The following is a 14,388-nucleotide window of genomic DNA, read 5'->3' as shown; positions in this document are numbered from 1 at the left end:
CCCAAATGAAAAATGGACAAAGCACTAGGATCTCAATAAAGCCACTTCAAGTGGGAGGTGATGGCTGATGCCTGTCTACGAGTATGAGTGCCCGGTCTGTGGCATCCGCTTTGAAAAGCAACAGCGTTTCGCGGACCCCCCTTTAGAGACCTGTCCGGAGGGCCACCCGGGGGTCCGTCGGGTGTTCTCCCCCGCAGGTATCATCTTCAAGGGCGACGGCTGGTATATCACAGAAAGCCGGAAATCCAGGAATTCGGGGAAGGAGAAATCGGAGACGTCCCTGGATACAAGCCGTAGCGATTGAGTAGCCTCCCAGGAAGGGCAGGGAGGATGGGGCGGGGTGTGCACAGCCTTACTGCGCACACCCCGCCCTGTTTTTAAGGGCATTCCGTGAGGAGGCAAGGCGGAAATCTTTGCCCCTGTTCCCTGACTGGTGCATGCCCCATTTGGGGGTGGGGGCTCAAGGCCTCCCGCCCCGCACCCCGAAATAGAAGTCTTTTATCCCTCCACGGGCAGAGCGTCGGGACTCCAGATTCCCTTGCTCATCGGCTGGACAGAAATTGGGCATCTGTCAGGTTATGCTATACTTTCCGCTGGGGTAACCACCTGCCCCGATTCCATTCAAGGGGCGCTACCGCCCTCGCCTGCTTCGAAAGCGGTGAAGAAAGATGAGGTTAGGCGGCGGCCTGGCCGTCCTTAACCCTGATTTGCGGGTTTTCTGGGGCGGGGCTGGAGGCCGAAGGCTCCCAGCCATGCCCCAGAAAGATTTTTTCTTCCCCTTCTTTTTTCCATCATTAAATGGAGTGCGTCGGGATGGAACGGCGGATGCTTCGAATGCTATGGATCGGGATCTGGTTGATGACGGCCTGTGGTTCCCCCTCGACCCCTGAAGGAGCCAGGGCGCCTACACCGACCATGCCGCCTCCGCTGGTGGTGGTAGATGAAAAAAGGCCTACCCCCACACCGCCTCTCGCGGTGAGCCCCACGGCCCCGGCAACGGTTCCGGTGGCGGAATTCCCTCCCGATGTCAATCCGTTGACCGGCCTGCGCGTGCCCGATCCAGCCGTCCTGAACCGGCGACCTCTGGCCATCAAGATCTCCAATTATCCCCCCGTGGTCCGCCCGCAATCCGGCGTGGATCTGGCGGATCTGGTCTTTGAGCATTATGCGGAAGGTGGGGTGACGCGCTTCACAGCGATCTACTTAAGTCAGGATGCCGAGCCGGTGGGTTCCGTGCGCAGCGCTCGTCTGATCGATCTGGAGATCCCGGCGATGTTCAAAGCGATCCTCGCTTACTCCGGCGCCAGCGTCGGAGTCAATGCCCGGATCCGGGCCTCCGACTTCATCGAACGGGCGTTGAGCCCGGATTTCGGGGTGGGGGCGCCCATCTTCTGGCGTATCCCCCGGGAAGGGGTGGCGGTGGAGCACACCCTCTTCACCAGCACCCGACGGCTCTGGGAGGAGGCCACCCGCCGGGGGATTAATGGGCCGCAGGATCTGCGGGGGATGGTTTTCTCGGAACAGATCCCTCCGGATGGCCAGCCGGTTTCGACTTTGATCATCCCTTATCGGATGGAGCCTGTTTCCTGGCGTTATGACCCGGGTTCTGGGCGGTGGTTCCGTTGGACAGCTGGTCAGCCTCATATGGATGCGCTCACCGGTCGACAGCTCTCGGCGGCCAACGTGGTTGTCGTGTATGCCCATCATCAGACCACGGATATTTTAGAGGACCGGTTGGGGAATTATTCGATTGAGATCCAGATCTGGGGAAGCGGCCCGGTTCGGATCTTCCGGGACGGGCGGATGCTGGAAGGCCAGTGGCAGCGCTTCCGGCGAGAGGATATGCTCCGATTTGTAGATGCGCGGGGGCAAGCCATCCCCTTGAAGCCTGGCAATACCTGGTTCCAGATGGTCCCGCTGGATATGGGGATCCAGACCCAGTAGGCCTGAAGCCGGTTCGGAACGCTCAGCTCCGATTTTCCCCTCTATGCGGCCCTCAGGGCCATGGGGGGAGGACGGGGCACCTTTGATGGTCCGCCCGCTTCCTTAATTCCCCGGATGAGGGGATCAGCGAGTTTGTCCGGAGAACGATATGGACGCTCGAGTTCTGATCCGCAGGGCGCTGATTCGGATGGCCCTTCGACGGGCTCGCCCGGGAGCTGGAAGTCGTTGGGAGCTTATCTGGAGGAGGCCCTCGGTGTTCCCTCTTCCGAACCTGACCGAGATCCTGGATTCGCTCCTCTGGGCCGTGGTGGGCGCTATGGCTGCTCGCCACTATATGCCAGAACGGTCCACTCAAGACGTTGGTATTGCTGTTCTGAGTAAGGATGCGCCCGAAGTGCGCCGGCGTCTGCAGGAGGCCAACTTCCGTTACGCTGGCGAATTGGCGATCCCCGGTTCCTCATGGGTTTCTCCGGAAGGCACCAGCGTAGATGTGCTGGAGCTCAGCGCTCCATGGGCGGAATCGGCGCTCCAGGAGGCGCAAGAGAACCGGGATCCTGCTGGATTCCCGATCCTTCCCTTATCCTATTTAGTCCTGATGAAATTCGAAGCGGGACGGCTTCAGGATTTGGCGGATATCGCCCGTATGCTGGGCATAGCCTCTTCGAATCAGGTAGAGGCAGTCCGGGAGGTGTTTCGCCGGTATCGACCGGAGGACCTGGAGGATCTGGAGAGCTTGCTCATGCTGGGAAGGCTGGAACAGATGGGGCCTGAAGGGGCGGCGCCGCCGTTTTCCGGGTAGCGGTTCCAGCTCTTATGGATTCTCTTTTCCCTTTCCTGCCACCTACCGTGATTGTGGTAAGGAGGAAATTGGGCGGGCGGGGCATCAAAGCCGGCGATGCCCGCCCTCTGTTCCTCGGATGGGAGCCAGCGAATTCGTCCAAAGTCCAGCGAAATGGGGTTCCGCAGATGGTGATCACGGATCGCCTGACAATACAGACGAACGGAAACAACCATGTAGTGGATTTAACAGAACGGGTGGCGGAAGCAGTGGCTCGCTCGGGCCTGAAGGCGGGCATTGCCACGGTGTTCGTCCCCGGTTCAACGGCTGGCCTGACCACTATGGAATTCGAACCCGGGGCGGTGGAGGATCTCCAGCGCTGGTTTGAAGAGATGATCCCTGCCACACGGGAATATCGTCATCATCTTCGGTGGGGGGATCGGAATGGGCATTCCCACCTTCGAGCTTCTCTGATCGGTCCCTCCCTGACGATCCCGTTCCAGGATCGCCAGCTGCTGCTCGGGACCTGGCAGCAGATCGTGCTGGTGGATTTCGATATCCGCCCTCGTCGGCGGGAGATCATTGTTCAGATGATCGGGGAGTAAGCGCGCATGCGGGCTTGGAAGATCATCGAACAGGACGGCACGCTGGATCCGCAGCGGATCCGGGAATGGGTGGATGCTCGAATGCGAATGGATCCGGATTTGGTGCGGAGCGTGCTGGTTCGTTTCATCCGGGATGAGATCACTAAATTCGGGATTAGGCGGGCGGTGATCGGCCTCTCAGGCGGAGTGGACTCTTCGCTCACCTGCTTCCTGGCTGCAGAGGCTCTGGGCCCCGAGAACGTCTTGGCGGTGCGCATGCCTTATCGCACCTCCTCTCCGGACAGCCTGCTGCATGCCCACCTGGTCATCGAGCAACTGGGGGTGCCCTCGGAGACGGTGGACATCACCCCGATGGTAGAGCCGCTTTTCGAACGGTTCCCGGATATGGATGCTCGGCGCCGGGGCAATGTCATGGCCCGCATGCGGATGATTGTCCTGTATGATCTCTCTGCGGCCTGGGGCGGGATGGTGATCGGCACCAGCAACAAGACCGAGATCCTCCTGGGTTATTTCACCCTTTATGGAGATGGGGCGTATGCCCTGGCTCCGCTCGGCGATCTTTACAAAAACCAGGTCCGTCAACTGGCTCGGGCGGTCGGGGTGCCGGAGGAGATCATCCGCAAGCCGCCCACGGCGGATCTGTGGCTGGGCCAGACGGATGAGGGGGAGCTGGGGGTGACCTACGATGAGGCGGATCGCATTCTCTACCTGCTGGTGGAAGAGCGGATGACCCTGGAGCAGGTCATCGCCCTGGGCTTCGATGGGGAGACCGTCCGCCGCCTGTGGCGAATGGTCCGCGACACGCAGTTCAAGCGGCGGACGCCGATCATCGCCAAGCTGACTTCGCGAACCGTGGGGATCGATTTCCGCTATCTGCGGGACTGGGGACACTGATGCGGGTGATCTCAGGCTCCGCGAAGGGACGCCGGTTGAAGAGCCTGCCAGGTTCGAGCACCCGTCCGATCACAGATCGGGTGAAAGGGGCCCTTTTCGACATCCTGGGGTCTTCCATCGTCGGGGCCCGGGTGCTGGACCTTTTCGCGGGCACCGGCAGCGTGGGGATTGAAGCCCTGAGCCGTGGGGCAGCGGAGGCGGTGTTCGTGGAGAAAGACCCGCGGGTGATCCGGGTGCTTCGGGAAAACCTCCAACAGACGGGCCTCGCCGATCGGGCCCGGGTGGTTCGGGCGGACGTGTTCGCTTTTCTGCGCTCCAATCTGGTTGAGTCCTTTGATTTCATTTACATCGCCCCGCCCCAGTATCGGGGATGGTGGCGTCGCACTCTGGAATTGCTGGATGCGCGACCGGAATGGTTGGCCGCCGCGGGGACCGTCGTCGTTCAGATCCATCCTCGGGAGTTCGAGGAGATCCCGCTTCGCTCCCTGGAGCTGGCGGACCGCCGGGACTATGGGAGCACTCATCTTCTGTTTTACCGACATCTCGGATTGGATCCCCAAGGCTTCGGGAAGTGATAACGCAAAACGGTGGGTGTCTCCTTTTGGGAAGCCCTGGAGAGCTCGACAGGCAGGCATGGCTGCTGAAGGCAGCCTCAAGTTTACAGTTCATGACTGGGCAAAGCGCTATATGGGATAAAATCAAGCATAGCCGGGGTTGTGCCTTTCATGGGGGGACGGGAGCCGGGCGGGCTGCTTTGCCCCTCCTGGGAAGAGGCCATTGCACTCGCTGGGTCGAGAAGCTCAAGCAACGGACTGCGTAACTGCTTCGTCTGCACAGATCCTCCGGGTCAGGACCTATGATCGGGATCAGTTGTAGCAGGCTGGAGGACCTGCCAGCCCTTCGCGATTTCGCCGAGGCCCATAGTCTGGGCCTGGAACTTCAGGAATTCGCCCAGCCGGAGATCCTGGACGGCGAGTGGCAGGCGCTGCTTCATCGCTATTGCCGGGCTCTGGCCGGGTTTGCTGGTCCCGTTTCCCTGCACGGCCCCTTTGTGGATCTATTCAGCGGAAGTGTGGATCCACGAATCGCGGCGGTGGCGATGGAACGCTATCGCCAGTCGCTGGAGATCGCCGTCGAGCTGGGGGCGTGGTTGGTGAACTTCCATCTGAACTACAACCCGCTGGTGGACGAGCCCTCTTATCGCCCTCGATGGCTGGAACGGCAGGCGGCATTCTGGGCTGAGCTGGCCTTCGAGGCCCAGGAGGCAGGCATCCGGATCGCCCTGGAGAACATGTGGGAGCCTGATCCTTTCCTCCAGGTTGAGGTGATCCAGCGGGTGAACCACTTTTATATCGGAGCGTGCCTGGATATCGGCCATGCCTATCTGTATTCCCGCGTTCCGCTTCAGGCCTGGATCAATGTCCTGGAGCCGGTGTTGATCTACGCCCATCTTCATAACACAACTGGGGTTCAGGATCGACATCTTCCGCTGACCCAGGGAGTAATTCCGGTGGAACCGGTTCTCGGACGGCTGGCCCGCTGTCTGAACCGTCCGGTGATGATCCTCGAGATGCCGGGCCTGGCGGAGATCCGGGAGAGCTATACCATTCTGCAACGCATCCTACAACGGGTGTCCTGGCCTTTATGACAAGGGGGACGCTGCTGGCGGCCTTCGCCCATCCCGATGATGAGGCCTTCGGTCCAGGAGGCACCCTGGCTCTTTATGCCTCGCGAGGCTATGCGGTTCACCTGATCTGCGCCACGCGGGGAGAGGCCGGTTCCCTGGCGCCAGAGGTGGGATCGGCAGCGGATCTGGGAGCCATCCGAGAAGCGGAATTGCGCTGCGCCGTTGAGGCGCTGGGGCTTCATGGCCTTCACCTCCTGGGGTATCGAGACTCTGGGATGCCTGGCTCTCCGGATCAGGACCATCCAGCGGCTTTCATCCGCGTCCCCTTTGAGGAAGTCGTTCGTCGGCTGGTGGCGCTGATCCGGGAACTTCGACCGGATGTTGTGTTGACTTTTGATCCCTACGGCGGATACGGACATCCGGATCACATCTACATGCATCGGGCCGTGCGCGAAGCTTTTGAGCGCGCGGGTGATCCCGAGGCGTTCCCGGAGCATAGCGCTCAGGGCCTGCGACCGCATCGCCCCGCACGCCTGTATTACACTGTGCTTCCTCTCAGGCCGTCTCGGTTATTTCTGGCCATCCTGCGGATATTCGGGATGGACCCCCGTCGTTTCGGACGCAATCGGGATATCGATCTGGAAGCGGCGCTTCGGGCCGCGCTCCCGGTGACCACCCGGATCGATGTGCGGGCGGTGCTGGATCGGAAAGAGCGGGCGGCCGCTTGCCATCGAAGCCAAGGAGGCGGCTGGATGCGCCAGCCGCGGCTTCTGACGTTCGTTCGACGTGGCTTGTGGGGTGTAGAGACATTCCATCGGGCGATCCCTCCCTTCCGCCCCGGAGAGCCTATCGAGGGAGATTTATTTCCTTGAGCAGGAGTTACGCCGTTCACTCCCTCGGGGGCTTTGGGAGGATCCTTTCACCTCGTCCGACCGGCTCCCAACGGCGTAGCTTCTATCCTTGAGAAAGGGTCGGGTGACAGCAGCTTCGTCGCTGCCACCCAACCCTGAGCTCTTTGAGGATTTCCGCAAACCACAGCTTAGGCCTGTCTGAAGGCTCGTGCGGGCTAAGCCCCTCCCCCTTTCTCCCTCTCCACATCCCTTCGGGCTGCGAAGAGGGAGAAACTCAAGATGTGGAAGCGCAGCATAACATCACCCTGCAAATTCCGTAACTCACGCTCCTACATCTCTTTTCGACCCTCTGGGCCTGGGAGAGGAGGGGGGGTTACCATGCCCAAGGTTTGTCCAATTGGGGAATGGGGGGATGGTGGGAAAAGCGGCGAAGTCGCTCACTCCACTGTCCCCAACTCATGCTGCCCTGTGGCATAAATGGGTAGGAGGGGGAGGCCAGCCCTACATCTCTGCCATACAGACCGTGAGATCGCGAGAGAGCGATGCCCATTCCAGATCCGAGGGGAATTTCCGGATGGCTCAGACATCCGAGCAAGAGAAAGCTTTCCTCTGGGTGGTTTTCGATGGTCCCTCGCCGGATGCTCATCTGCTTCAGATCCTGAGGCGTCATGGCTTCAGAGCGGAAGCGGTGGCGGTGGACGCTGCGCTCGCCGCCCTCCGAACCAGGAGATCTCAGGGGGGCTTAAAGAGACAGGAGCCCGCCCTGGTGATACTGGATCGTTTGAACGCCTCTCAGGGGATTGAGCTCTACCAGCGGCTTCAGCGTCGGATGAGGATCCCAATCCTCCTGATCATGGGTCGTGAATCCGCATCTCTGTGGGATCGTCGGGATGATGGGATCCTAGTGGCTCCCTTCTCCGCTCGACGTCTGTTGCATCGGGTGCGGGCTTTGCTCGCCGAAAGCCCGGAGGAGAGGGAAGAGACCATCGAGGTCGGACCATTCCGACTGAACACGGTCCGGCGGGTTCTGCAACGGGGGGATTCGATTTATTGCCTCACCCCCAAGCAATGCCGTTTGCTGGCCATCCTCATGCGCCGGGCCGGCCAGTTAGTTCCCCGGCGGGATCTCATCCGCTGGGTTTGGGGAGCTGAGACGCCTTCTCGCAGCCGCACCCTGGACGTCCATATCCGCTGGCTTCGTCGCATCCTGGAAGAGGATCCCGCCCATCCCCAATATCTGGAAACTGTTCGCTATGTGGGTTATCGCTTTCGCGTTCCCTGAGGCCGCTCAGTTCTTTTCTACCCTCTCCCCACACCGCGAAGCGGCATGGGGAGAGGGATCCCAAATCTTTGTTCGCCATCGGATCCGGGGGGCCTTGAGGAGAAGGAGGCGAGGAGCTTTACCTGTCTCCCTCGAGAAGTCGCTTCCATCGGGTGGATGGCCTAAAGTTGCCCATGGCGTGATCTCCTTCCGGGCAGGGCCACTCTTCGCCCAATCACGCCGCGAGGCGATCTGCAACCCTATGGCGATAAACCGCGCGGCGAAGCTGCTGCTCTCAAAGATTATCTACCTGGACCGGGGAGATGAGCTAATCATTGTAGCAACTGGGATGGCCAAATAGAAGGTGCTGCCCTGTCCCAGCTGGCTCTCCACCCAGACCCGTCCCCCGTGCCATTCCACGATCGACTTGACCAGCGCCAGCCCCAGGCCGCTCCCTTTCACATGGGCCGTCTCTTTACGGCGCACCCGATAGAACTTCTCGAAAATCCGCGCCTGATCGGCCGGCGCAATGCCGAGCCCCGTATCCCGCACCCAAATTATAACCTCTGCGTTCTGTTCGATCAGGCCCAGGGAGATCGTCCCTCCTTCCGGCGTGTATTTAAGGGCGTTGTCGACCAAATTGGTGATCGCCCGGCGCAGCCACGTGGGGTCTCCGTTCACGATTCCGTGGCCTTTGACCTCCAGCGTCATACGCAGCCCCCGAGCCATCGCCTGGGGGCGCATCTCATGGAAGACGTCCCGGATCAGGTCGCTCAGGCGACAGATCCCTCGCTGGCCAATCCCTTCCTCGATTCGCTTCAGATCCATCAGATCCTCGATGAGCCGTGTCATCTGATCGATGCCTCCCATGATCTTCTCCACATACTCCTGCTGACGAGAGGTCAGGGGCCCGGCCATGCCCAGCATCGTGACGAAGCCCCGCATATAGGTGAGGGGGGAGCGCAGGTCATGGGAGACGGCAGCGATGAAATCGGACTTCAATTGGTCCAACGCCTTAAAGGGGGTGATGTCTCGCACGAACAGCAACCGGCCGATCTCTTGCCCGTCCTCCAGGCGTAAATCGTAACGCCCCGCCCAGAACGCCCGGCCATCGGCCCGCCGGAATTCCCGGCTCTGGATCTGCCCTGGAGGGATCTGTTCATCGAACAGCTGGCGTAGCTCCGCGTCCTTCAGGAGGGGGGCAACCGGTTGACCCAGCGCCCTGGAGGCCGGAAGGCCCAGGAAGCGCTCCGCTGCCGGGTTTAGGTAAAGCAAATCCCCACGCCCATCGATCAGCATCAGCACATCCGGGCTGCTTTCCAGGACAGCCCGAAGCCGTTCACGTTCAACGAGCGCAGCCTCGTAGAGGCGAGCTCGGGCGATGAACACCGCCGCCTGGCTGAGGATCAGGCGAATCAGTTGCTGATCGGTTGCGATCATCCGCCGGGGTTGAGCAAAGGCGATCCAGGCGATCCCCAGGAGATCCTCTCCAGAATGAATGGGAAGGATCCCCAACTCCCGTCCATGGTCTTCTTGTCGGAAGATCGAGGGGAGATCTGGATGTCGAAGCACGTGCTCGACCCAGAGGGGCTCCCTCCGCTCCTGGCCCAGCTGCCAGCATGCCTCATCGGGCGGCTCCGGGCTTTGTTCGCCTGTCGCTGTGAACACCCGAAGGGAGCCCCGGGCACCCGGGATGAGGATCCGGGCCCATGAGGCCTGGGTCGCTTGCTCCAGCGATCGGGCGACCTCGGACAGACCATGAGCCAGATCCACGGTCTCCACCAGCCGCTGATTCAGTTCCAGCAACAGGGAAAGATCGGTCAGCCGGGCTCGTAACCCGTGACGCATGCGTTCCATCGCTTCCGACAGTTGTCCGATTTCATCCGGGGTATCGATCAGAATGCGCGTCTCCAGCTCGCCTTCCGCCATGCGCCCAGCGGCGGCTGCCAGTTTCTTCAGGCGCTGCGTGACCTGTCGGCTTAGAGTGCTGAGCAACAGTGCTCCGATCACAAAAAATGTCAGCAGGAAGATCCCGGAGGGAAGGATGAGTTCGAGGGCTTGCTGGATCCGCGCTGACCGGGGGTAACGGATGACGGCCCACCAGTCGGTCCCTGGAAGCCGACGAATGTGTAACTCGATGATCGTTCCCATAGGGGATCGTTGTGTGATGTTGAAAGGTCTGGAAAGGGCCGAAGTGGGGAGGGGGAAAACATCCAGAAGGCGTTGTGGGTCCGGATGCAACAGAATCTGTCCCTGGCGGTCGATGACGAATCCCTCGCTGCCGGGCAGGCCTCCGCTTAGGGAGGCCAGGGCCTCCCGGAGAGCAGGGTGCTCCCCAATCTGCATACGTCCGATCAGGAAGCCGGCGGGGGGTTCTCCCTCCAGCGGTGCCACGAAAGACAGGCCGGGCGTTCCACTCGGAAGGCGGTGCACTTCGGTGCGGATCACAGCGCGAGCGATGCGGGCCTGGGCCAGCGCCGAGCGTTCCAGGGTCGAGAGCCCCTTGACCTGCTCTCCCGCCGGATAAGCAGCCAGGATCTCTCCTTCGACGCCGGTCAGCAAGACGGCATGGTAGATCGGCCCGGTCTGAACGAAACGCTGAAGGATGGGTGCGATGAGCGCAGGGGGCTCATCCCGAGGGATCCCCAGGGCGGCCAGATCGGCCAGCAGTGTCTCCCCTGTGTGCAGAAAATATGAAATCTGCTCACCCGCGCGGTCAGATCCCTGATGGATCGCCCGAGTCTGTTCCACATTCGCCTGTCGGATTGCCAGAGCAGTCAGGAACAGAAAGAGGGTCATGATGAGCGTAAGAATCCAAAGCGAGAAGAAGAATAGGAAGCGGGCTTCGATCTGCCGGGCATAAGGCGGCCATTGCGGAGGTTGAGCGGTAGAGAAGATCCGGGGCCACTGGAGGTGAAGTCCCTGGGCGATCAGCCCGCAGATCAGGGCGCTGATCCCAGAGGGGGCCCCGGTGACGGCAATCAAAGTCCAGATCCCATCCAACGCCTCGGGCCATGAAGGATAGAATCCCCCCCAGGAAATGGATTGCAGGAGCATCCAGATCATCCAACCCGCCATGGCTGCGACCAGGGGTTGACGAAGGATGCGGAAGAAGCGCCCCACATAGTTCTGAGAGAGCAACCCCCCGATCAGCATGGCGTCCAGGGCGATGATCCATGGGAGATGCAGGAAGCGGCCATCGCTGGTAAACCCGATCACGGCCCCCATGATCAGCCCAGCCAGCCCCAGCGCGCCCGGCTGGAGCCGTCCGCCCCAGATCAAATAGGGCAGCCAGAGCAAGACCGGGAAACCGACCCGGAAGGGAAGGCCCGGGAAATCCCAGGAGAGCACAGGGGTCAGACTCGTCAGAAAGATCAGGAGCAGAAAGCTTCCCGCCTCGGAAGTCTGGAGTTTCCTCCAGGAGCGGAGATCGTGAGGTCGCCCGAGCAATAGGCCGAAAAGGGTCAGGAACCCAACGATGGTCCAACCCCAGCCCCATAAGGAGTCCGGCCATGCCAAATTCCCTGAAGAGCTCCAGAGCGCCAGCCGCATGCTGCAACTCCCTCTTCGGGCGGTCAGTCCGTCCACGTGGGGGTCATGAGGTTAGGAGGGGTGCCGAAGGCAGCCCCCAGCCCCACAGGCTCCTCCCTCGCTGGCAATGTTAACCCACTGTTCGCATGAAGTCTAACCGCACCTTCAGCGGAGTATAATGAATCTTGAAGGCTGTGGAGCGGTGGAAAGGAGGCGTTCCCGGTGTTCCCATTCCATCGGATGATGGAGCGGTTGCAGCCCTATCGCCACCAAGCGCCGGTGATCGTCGCTGTCGAACCGGACCCCGAGCCGGAGCGATTACGGTGGTGGGAAGCTGCTGTTCAGCCGGCTGCTGAAGCTGGGGCGGCTCTGGTGATCCTCACCTCTATGCCGGTGACCCTGCGGAACGCGGTCTGCTTTGTGGATCCTGGGCTGTCCCCCTCGGCCTTGGCAAGCTCGAAGGCGTGGATTCTGGATGCCTATCTGGAACCCCGAGCCTGTCTGGATGCCGCGCGTCTGGATCCGGATCTGCTGGGTCGGATCCTGGCCTGGGTCGAGGGGATCCAGCATGAATGCCCGGAATGAGGCGCGCCGGAATGGCCCGGTGGGCCAGATTCATTCGCTGAGGGCTGAGCCTTCCACAAGGATGAACCCGGATGGGAATAAGCGAGGTGTCTTCTATTAGTGCTTCGTCCATTTTTCATTTGGGGGTTTTCGGGGGCGGTGCAGGGGGCCAAAGACCCCCTCGCACCGCCCCCGAAAGATTTTTTCTCCCCCCACCCCACAGCCTTATGGGCCGTGGGGAGGGGGGAGAAAGGGGGGAGGGGCTATTGCCTTCCGGACAGGCTTCGATTCCTCAAATCCCCAATTTATAACTGGACAAAGCACTAGCCCGGGGCCTTATAAGGCGATGTGCATTGCGGAAAGGAGGAGCAACCATGCGAATTGTCGTTGGAAGCGACGAGCGCACTCATTTGACCGATCTCGTCCTGGAGGAATTGCGGCGCCGGGGCTTCGAGGTGGAGCCGGTCGGCCCCCTCGCCGGCGTCCAGCAATCCTGGTCGGAGGTGGCCCGGATCGTGGCTGAAAAGGTCGCGCGGGGGGAGGCCGATGAGGGGATCCTGTTCTGCTGGACCGGGACGGGGGTCAGCATTGCCGCCAACAAGGTTCCGGGGATCCGGGCCGCGCTCTGCGATGACGCCGAGACAGCCCGAGGGGCTCGCCTTTGGAACAACGCGAACGTCCTCTGTATGAGCTTGCGTCGGACCTCGGAGGCGATTGCCAAAGAGATCCTGGAGGCCTGGTTCAACACCCGTTATATCCCGAACCCCGAGGATGATGCCTGCCTGAATCGGGTCGCGGAGATCGAGCGGACTTACTGGAAAACCGCTGAGCCTGTCAGTGCCTGAAGGGCGTGCGAAATCAGGTGATCCCTTCTGTGAACCAGGATCCTAGGAAGGGGGCAGGGATCCCGATGGATCTGGAGACGAAGCTGGCTCTCTTAACGCAGGCGGCGATCTGGGAACCTGCCGAGGAGACCGATCCGTCCGGGCGGGCCAGGACACGGCTCATGGAATGCATTTACGAGGCGCGTGCCCATGGACGCCCAGTTCGTCTTCTGAAAGTTCTATTAACCTCTGCCTGTGAGCGGGATTGTTACTACTGTCCGTTCCGGGCTGGCCGTTCCTTCCGCCGCGCCACCTTTCAGCCGGATGAGCTGGCCCGGGTTTTCTATGGGATGCATCAGCGGGGGCTGGTAGATGGGTTGTTTCTGAGCTCCGGCATCCTGGGAGGGGGCGTGCGAACTCAGGATCGGTTGCTGGCGGTCGCGGGGCTGCTCCGTCAGCGCTATGGATATCGGGGATACCTTCATCTCAAGCTGATGCCTGGCGCGGAGCCGGATCAGGTGCGGGAGGCCATGCGCTGGGCGGACCGGGTGTCCATCAATCTGGAAGCCCCAAACCCGGAGCGGCTCTCCCGCCTGGCGCCTCATAAAGCCTTTATGGCGGAGCTGGAAGGGCCGCTCCGCACCGCCGGACGGATCCGTCGGGAGGAGCCCTCGGCGATCGCCTGGTCGGGGCGCTGGCCATCGCTGACCACCCAGCTGGTCGTGGGAGCGGCGGGAGAGAGCGATCGGGAGATCATGGAGACCACGGCGCGGCTGCATCGGGAGATCGGCCTGGCCCGCGTATACTATTCTCCCTTCCACCCGGTGCCGGATACGCCTTTAGAAGATCTCCCACCGACCCTGCCGTTGCGGGCACGGCGTCTCTACCAGGCGGAGTGGCTGTTGCGGGTGTATGGTTTCCGGTTTGAGGAGCTGCCCTTCGACGAAATAGGGAACCTGCCCCTCGCGGAGGATCCGAAGCAGGCGTGGGCGCGCCGGGCTCTGGCGGACCGACCCGTAGAGATTAACCGGGCTTCCTACGAGGAATTGGTGCGGGTTCCGGGGATCGGTCCGAAAACGGCGCGGGCGATCCTTCAGGCGCGGCGGGAGGGCCGTTTAACCCGGCTGGAGGGCTTGGAGGCCCTGGGGGTTTCCGTGGCTCGCGCGGCTCCTTTCATCACCCTGAACGGACGGCGGTTGCCTCAAACCCTTCCGTTGCCGCTCGGCTGACGTGTTTCTTCTCAATGCCAATGATCCTAATTCGCCTCATGGATCCGAGCAATCTCGCATCCGTCCGCAATTCGGGCAACGAAGCTTGCAGTGGATCTCCTCCATGGGAAACCCGCAAATCTCGCACCGGTCATCCTCGTGGAAAATCTCCGTCGCTGAGGAGTTCTCCGGAAGCAGGGAGGTTTCTGCATGCATAAAGACCTCCTCACGCCTTTGGAGCCGGAGTTACGCCCTCGAGATCGATATCCATAGCGCTTTGCCAACCCATGCGATGAATTCG

General features: G+C 61.4%; 13 protein-coding genes. 12 read left to right on the top strand and 1 reads right to left on the bottom strand.

Annotation, left to right across the window (positions count from 1 at the left end; translation table 11 throughout):
* The first annotated feature begins 67 nt into the window (after positions 1 to 67).
* The 9 genes from NZM16_RS10190 (at position 68) to NZM16_RS10150 (ending at position 7,981) form a co-directional block, all read left to right on the top strand.
* Complete coding sequence (locus NZM16_RS10190) at positions 68 to 304, top strand: FmdB family zinc ribbon protein (RefSeq protein ID WP_295480239.1); 237 nt, start codon at positions 68 to 70, stop codon at positions 302 to 304.
* 509 nt (positions 305 to 813) lie between these two features.
* Positions 814 to 1,944 (top strand): DUF3048 domain-containing protein, encoded by a 1,131-nt coding sequence (locus tag NZM16_RS10185; protein WP_295480237.1) that lies wholly within the window; start codon positions 814 to 816, stop codon positions 1,942 to 1,944.
* 253 nt (positions 1,945 to 2,197) lie between these two features.
* On the top strand, positions 2,198 to 2,743 hold the full coding sequence (locus NZM16_RS10180; RefSeq protein ID WP_295451628.1) for a hypothetical protein: 546 nt from the start codon (positions 2,198 to 2,200) through the stop codon (positions 2,741 to 2,743).
* A 167-nt stretch (positions 2,744 to 2,910) separates the two neighbouring features.
* On the top strand, positions 2,911 to 3,327 hold the full coding sequence (locus NZM16_RS10175) for a secondary thiamine-phosphate synthase enzyme YjbQ (protein WP_295451625.1): 417 nt from the start codon (positions 2,911 to 2,913) through the stop codon (positions 3,325 to 3,327).
* A gap of 81 nt (positions 3,328 to 3,408) precedes the next feature.
* The gene (locus NZM16_RS10170; protein ID WP_366946210.1) at positions 3,409 to 4,221 is read left to right on the top strand and encodes an NAD+ synthase; all 813 of its coding nucleotides are present in this window, start codon (positions 3,409 to 3,411) and stop codon (positions 4,219 to 4,221) included.
* Entirely contained in the window at positions 4,221 to 4,796 is a 576-nt protein-coding gene (gene rsmD / locus NZM16_RS10165; protein ID WP_295451621.1) for a 16S rRNA (guanine(966)-N(2))-methyltransferase RsmD, read from the top strand. Before NZM16_RS10170 ends, rsmD begins: the two co-directional genes overlap by 1 nt.
* 281 nt (positions 4,797 to 5,077) lie before the next feature.
* Complete coding sequence (locus NZM16_RS10160) at positions 5,078 to 5,869, top strand: sugar phosphate isomerase/epimerase family protein (RefSeq protein WP_295451619.1); 792 nt, start codon at positions 5,078 to 5,080, stop codon at positions 5,867 to 5,869.
* Positions 5,866 to 6,720, top strand: coding sequence for a PIG-L family deacetylase (locus tag NZM16_RS10155; RefSeq protein ID WP_295451616.1), 855 nt, complete (start codon positions 5,866 to 5,868; stop codon positions 6,718 to 6,720). Before NZM16_RS10160 ends, NZM16_RS10155 begins: the two co-directional genes overlap by 4 nt.
* A 553-nt stretch (positions 6,721 to 7,273) precedes the next feature.
* On the top strand, positions 7,274 to 7,981 hold the full coding sequence (locus tag NZM16_RS10150; protein WP_295451613.1) for a response regulator transcription factor: 708 nt from the start codon (positions 7,274 to 7,276) through the stop codon (positions 7,979 to 7,981).
* A gap of 285 nt (positions 7,982 to 8,266) precedes the next feature.
* On the opposite strand, the gene NZM16_RS10145 is transcribed toward NZM16_RS10150, so the two are convergent.
* Positions 8,267 to 11,512, bottom strand: a complete 3,246-nt coding sequence (locus tag NZM16_RS10145; protein ID WP_295451611.1) for an ATP-binding protein — start codon at positions 11,510 to 11,512, stop codon at positions 8,267 to 8,269.
* 201 nt (positions 11,513 to 11,713) lie between these two features.
* Between NZM16_RS10145 and NZM16_RS10140 the strand changes: the two genes are divergently transcribed.
* The 3 genes from NZM16_RS10140 to NZM16_RS10130 all read left to right on the top strand — a co-directional run bounded on the left by NZM16_RS10140 (position 11,714) and on the right by NZM16_RS10130 (position 14,108).
* On the top strand, positions 11,714 to 12,076 hold the full coding sequence (locus tag NZM16_RS10140) for a hypothetical protein (protein ID WP_295451609.1): 363 nt from the start codon (positions 11,714 to 11,716) through the stop codon (positions 12,074 to 12,076).
* Between the two features lie 353 nt (positions 12,077 to 12,429).
* A complete protein-coding gene (locus NZM16_RS10135; protein WP_295451607.1) occupies positions 12,430 to 12,900 on the top strand; it encodes an RpiB/LacA/LacB family sugar-phosphate isomerase in 471 nt (156 codons plus the stop codon).
* Positions 12,901 to 12,965: 65 nt separating this feature from the next.
* A complete protein-coding gene (locus NZM16_RS10130) occupies positions 12,966 to 14,108 on the top strand; it encodes a helix-hairpin-helix domain-containing protein (protein WP_295480235.1) in 1,143 nt (380 codons plus the stop codon).
* The last annotated feature ends 280 nt before the right edge of the window (positions 14,109 to 14,388 follow it).

The sequence above is a fragment of the Thermoflexus sp. genome (assembly GCF_025055495.1).
GTDB lineage: Bacteria > Chloroflexota > Anaerolineae > Thermoflexales > Thermoflexaceae > Thermoflexus.
This window is presented reverse-complemented; position numbering and strand designations above follow the sequence as displayed.

Excerpts from the sequence above, each read along its gene's own strand:
- NZM16_RS10190 (WP_295480239.1), top strand. The coding sequence starts at position 68 with ATGCCTGTCTACGAGTATGAGTGCCCGGTCTGTGGCATCCGCTTTGAA.
- NZM16_RS10185 (WP_295480237.1), top strand. The coding sequence starts at position 814 with ATGGAACGGCGGATGCTTCGAATGCTATGGATCGGGATCTGGTTGATG.
- NZM16_RS10175 (WP_295451625.1), top strand. The coding sequence starts at position 2,911 with ATGGTGATCACGGATCGCCTGACAATACAGACGAACGGAAACAACCAT.
- NZM16_RS10170 (WP_366946210.1), top strand. The coding sequence starts at position 3,409 with ATGCGAATGGATCCGGATTTGGTGCGGAGCGTGCTGGTTCGTTTCATC.
- rsmD (WP_295451621.1), top strand. The coding sequence starts at position 4,221 with ATGCGGGTGATCTCAGGCTCCGCGAAGGGACGCCGGTTGAAGAGCCTG.
- NZM16_RS10160 (WP_295451619.1), top strand. The coding sequence starts at position 5,078 with ATGATCGGGATCAGTTGTAGCAGGCTGGAGGACCTGCCAGCCCTTCGC.
- NZM16_RS10155 (WP_295451616.1), top strand. The coding sequence starts at position 5,866 with ATGACAAGGGGGACGCTGCTGGCGGCCTTCGCCCATCCCGATGATGAG.
- NZM16_RS10150 (WP_295451613.1), top strand. The coding sequence starts at position 7,274 with ATGGCTCAGACATCCGAGCAAGAGAAAGCTTTCCTCTGGGTGGTTTTC.
- NZM16_RS10145 (WP_295451611.1), bottom strand. The coding sequence starts at position 11,512 with ATGCGGCTGGCGCTCTGGAGCTCTTCAGGGAATTTGGCATGGCCGGAC.
- NZM16_RS10135 (WP_295451607.1), top strand. The coding sequence starts at position 12,430 with ATGCGAATTGTCGTTGGAAGCGACGAGCGCACTCATTTGACCGATCTC.
- NZM16_RS10130 (WP_295480235.1), top strand. The coding sequence starts at position 12,966 with ATGGATCTGGAGACGAAGCTGGCTCTCTTAACGCAGGCGGCGATCTGG.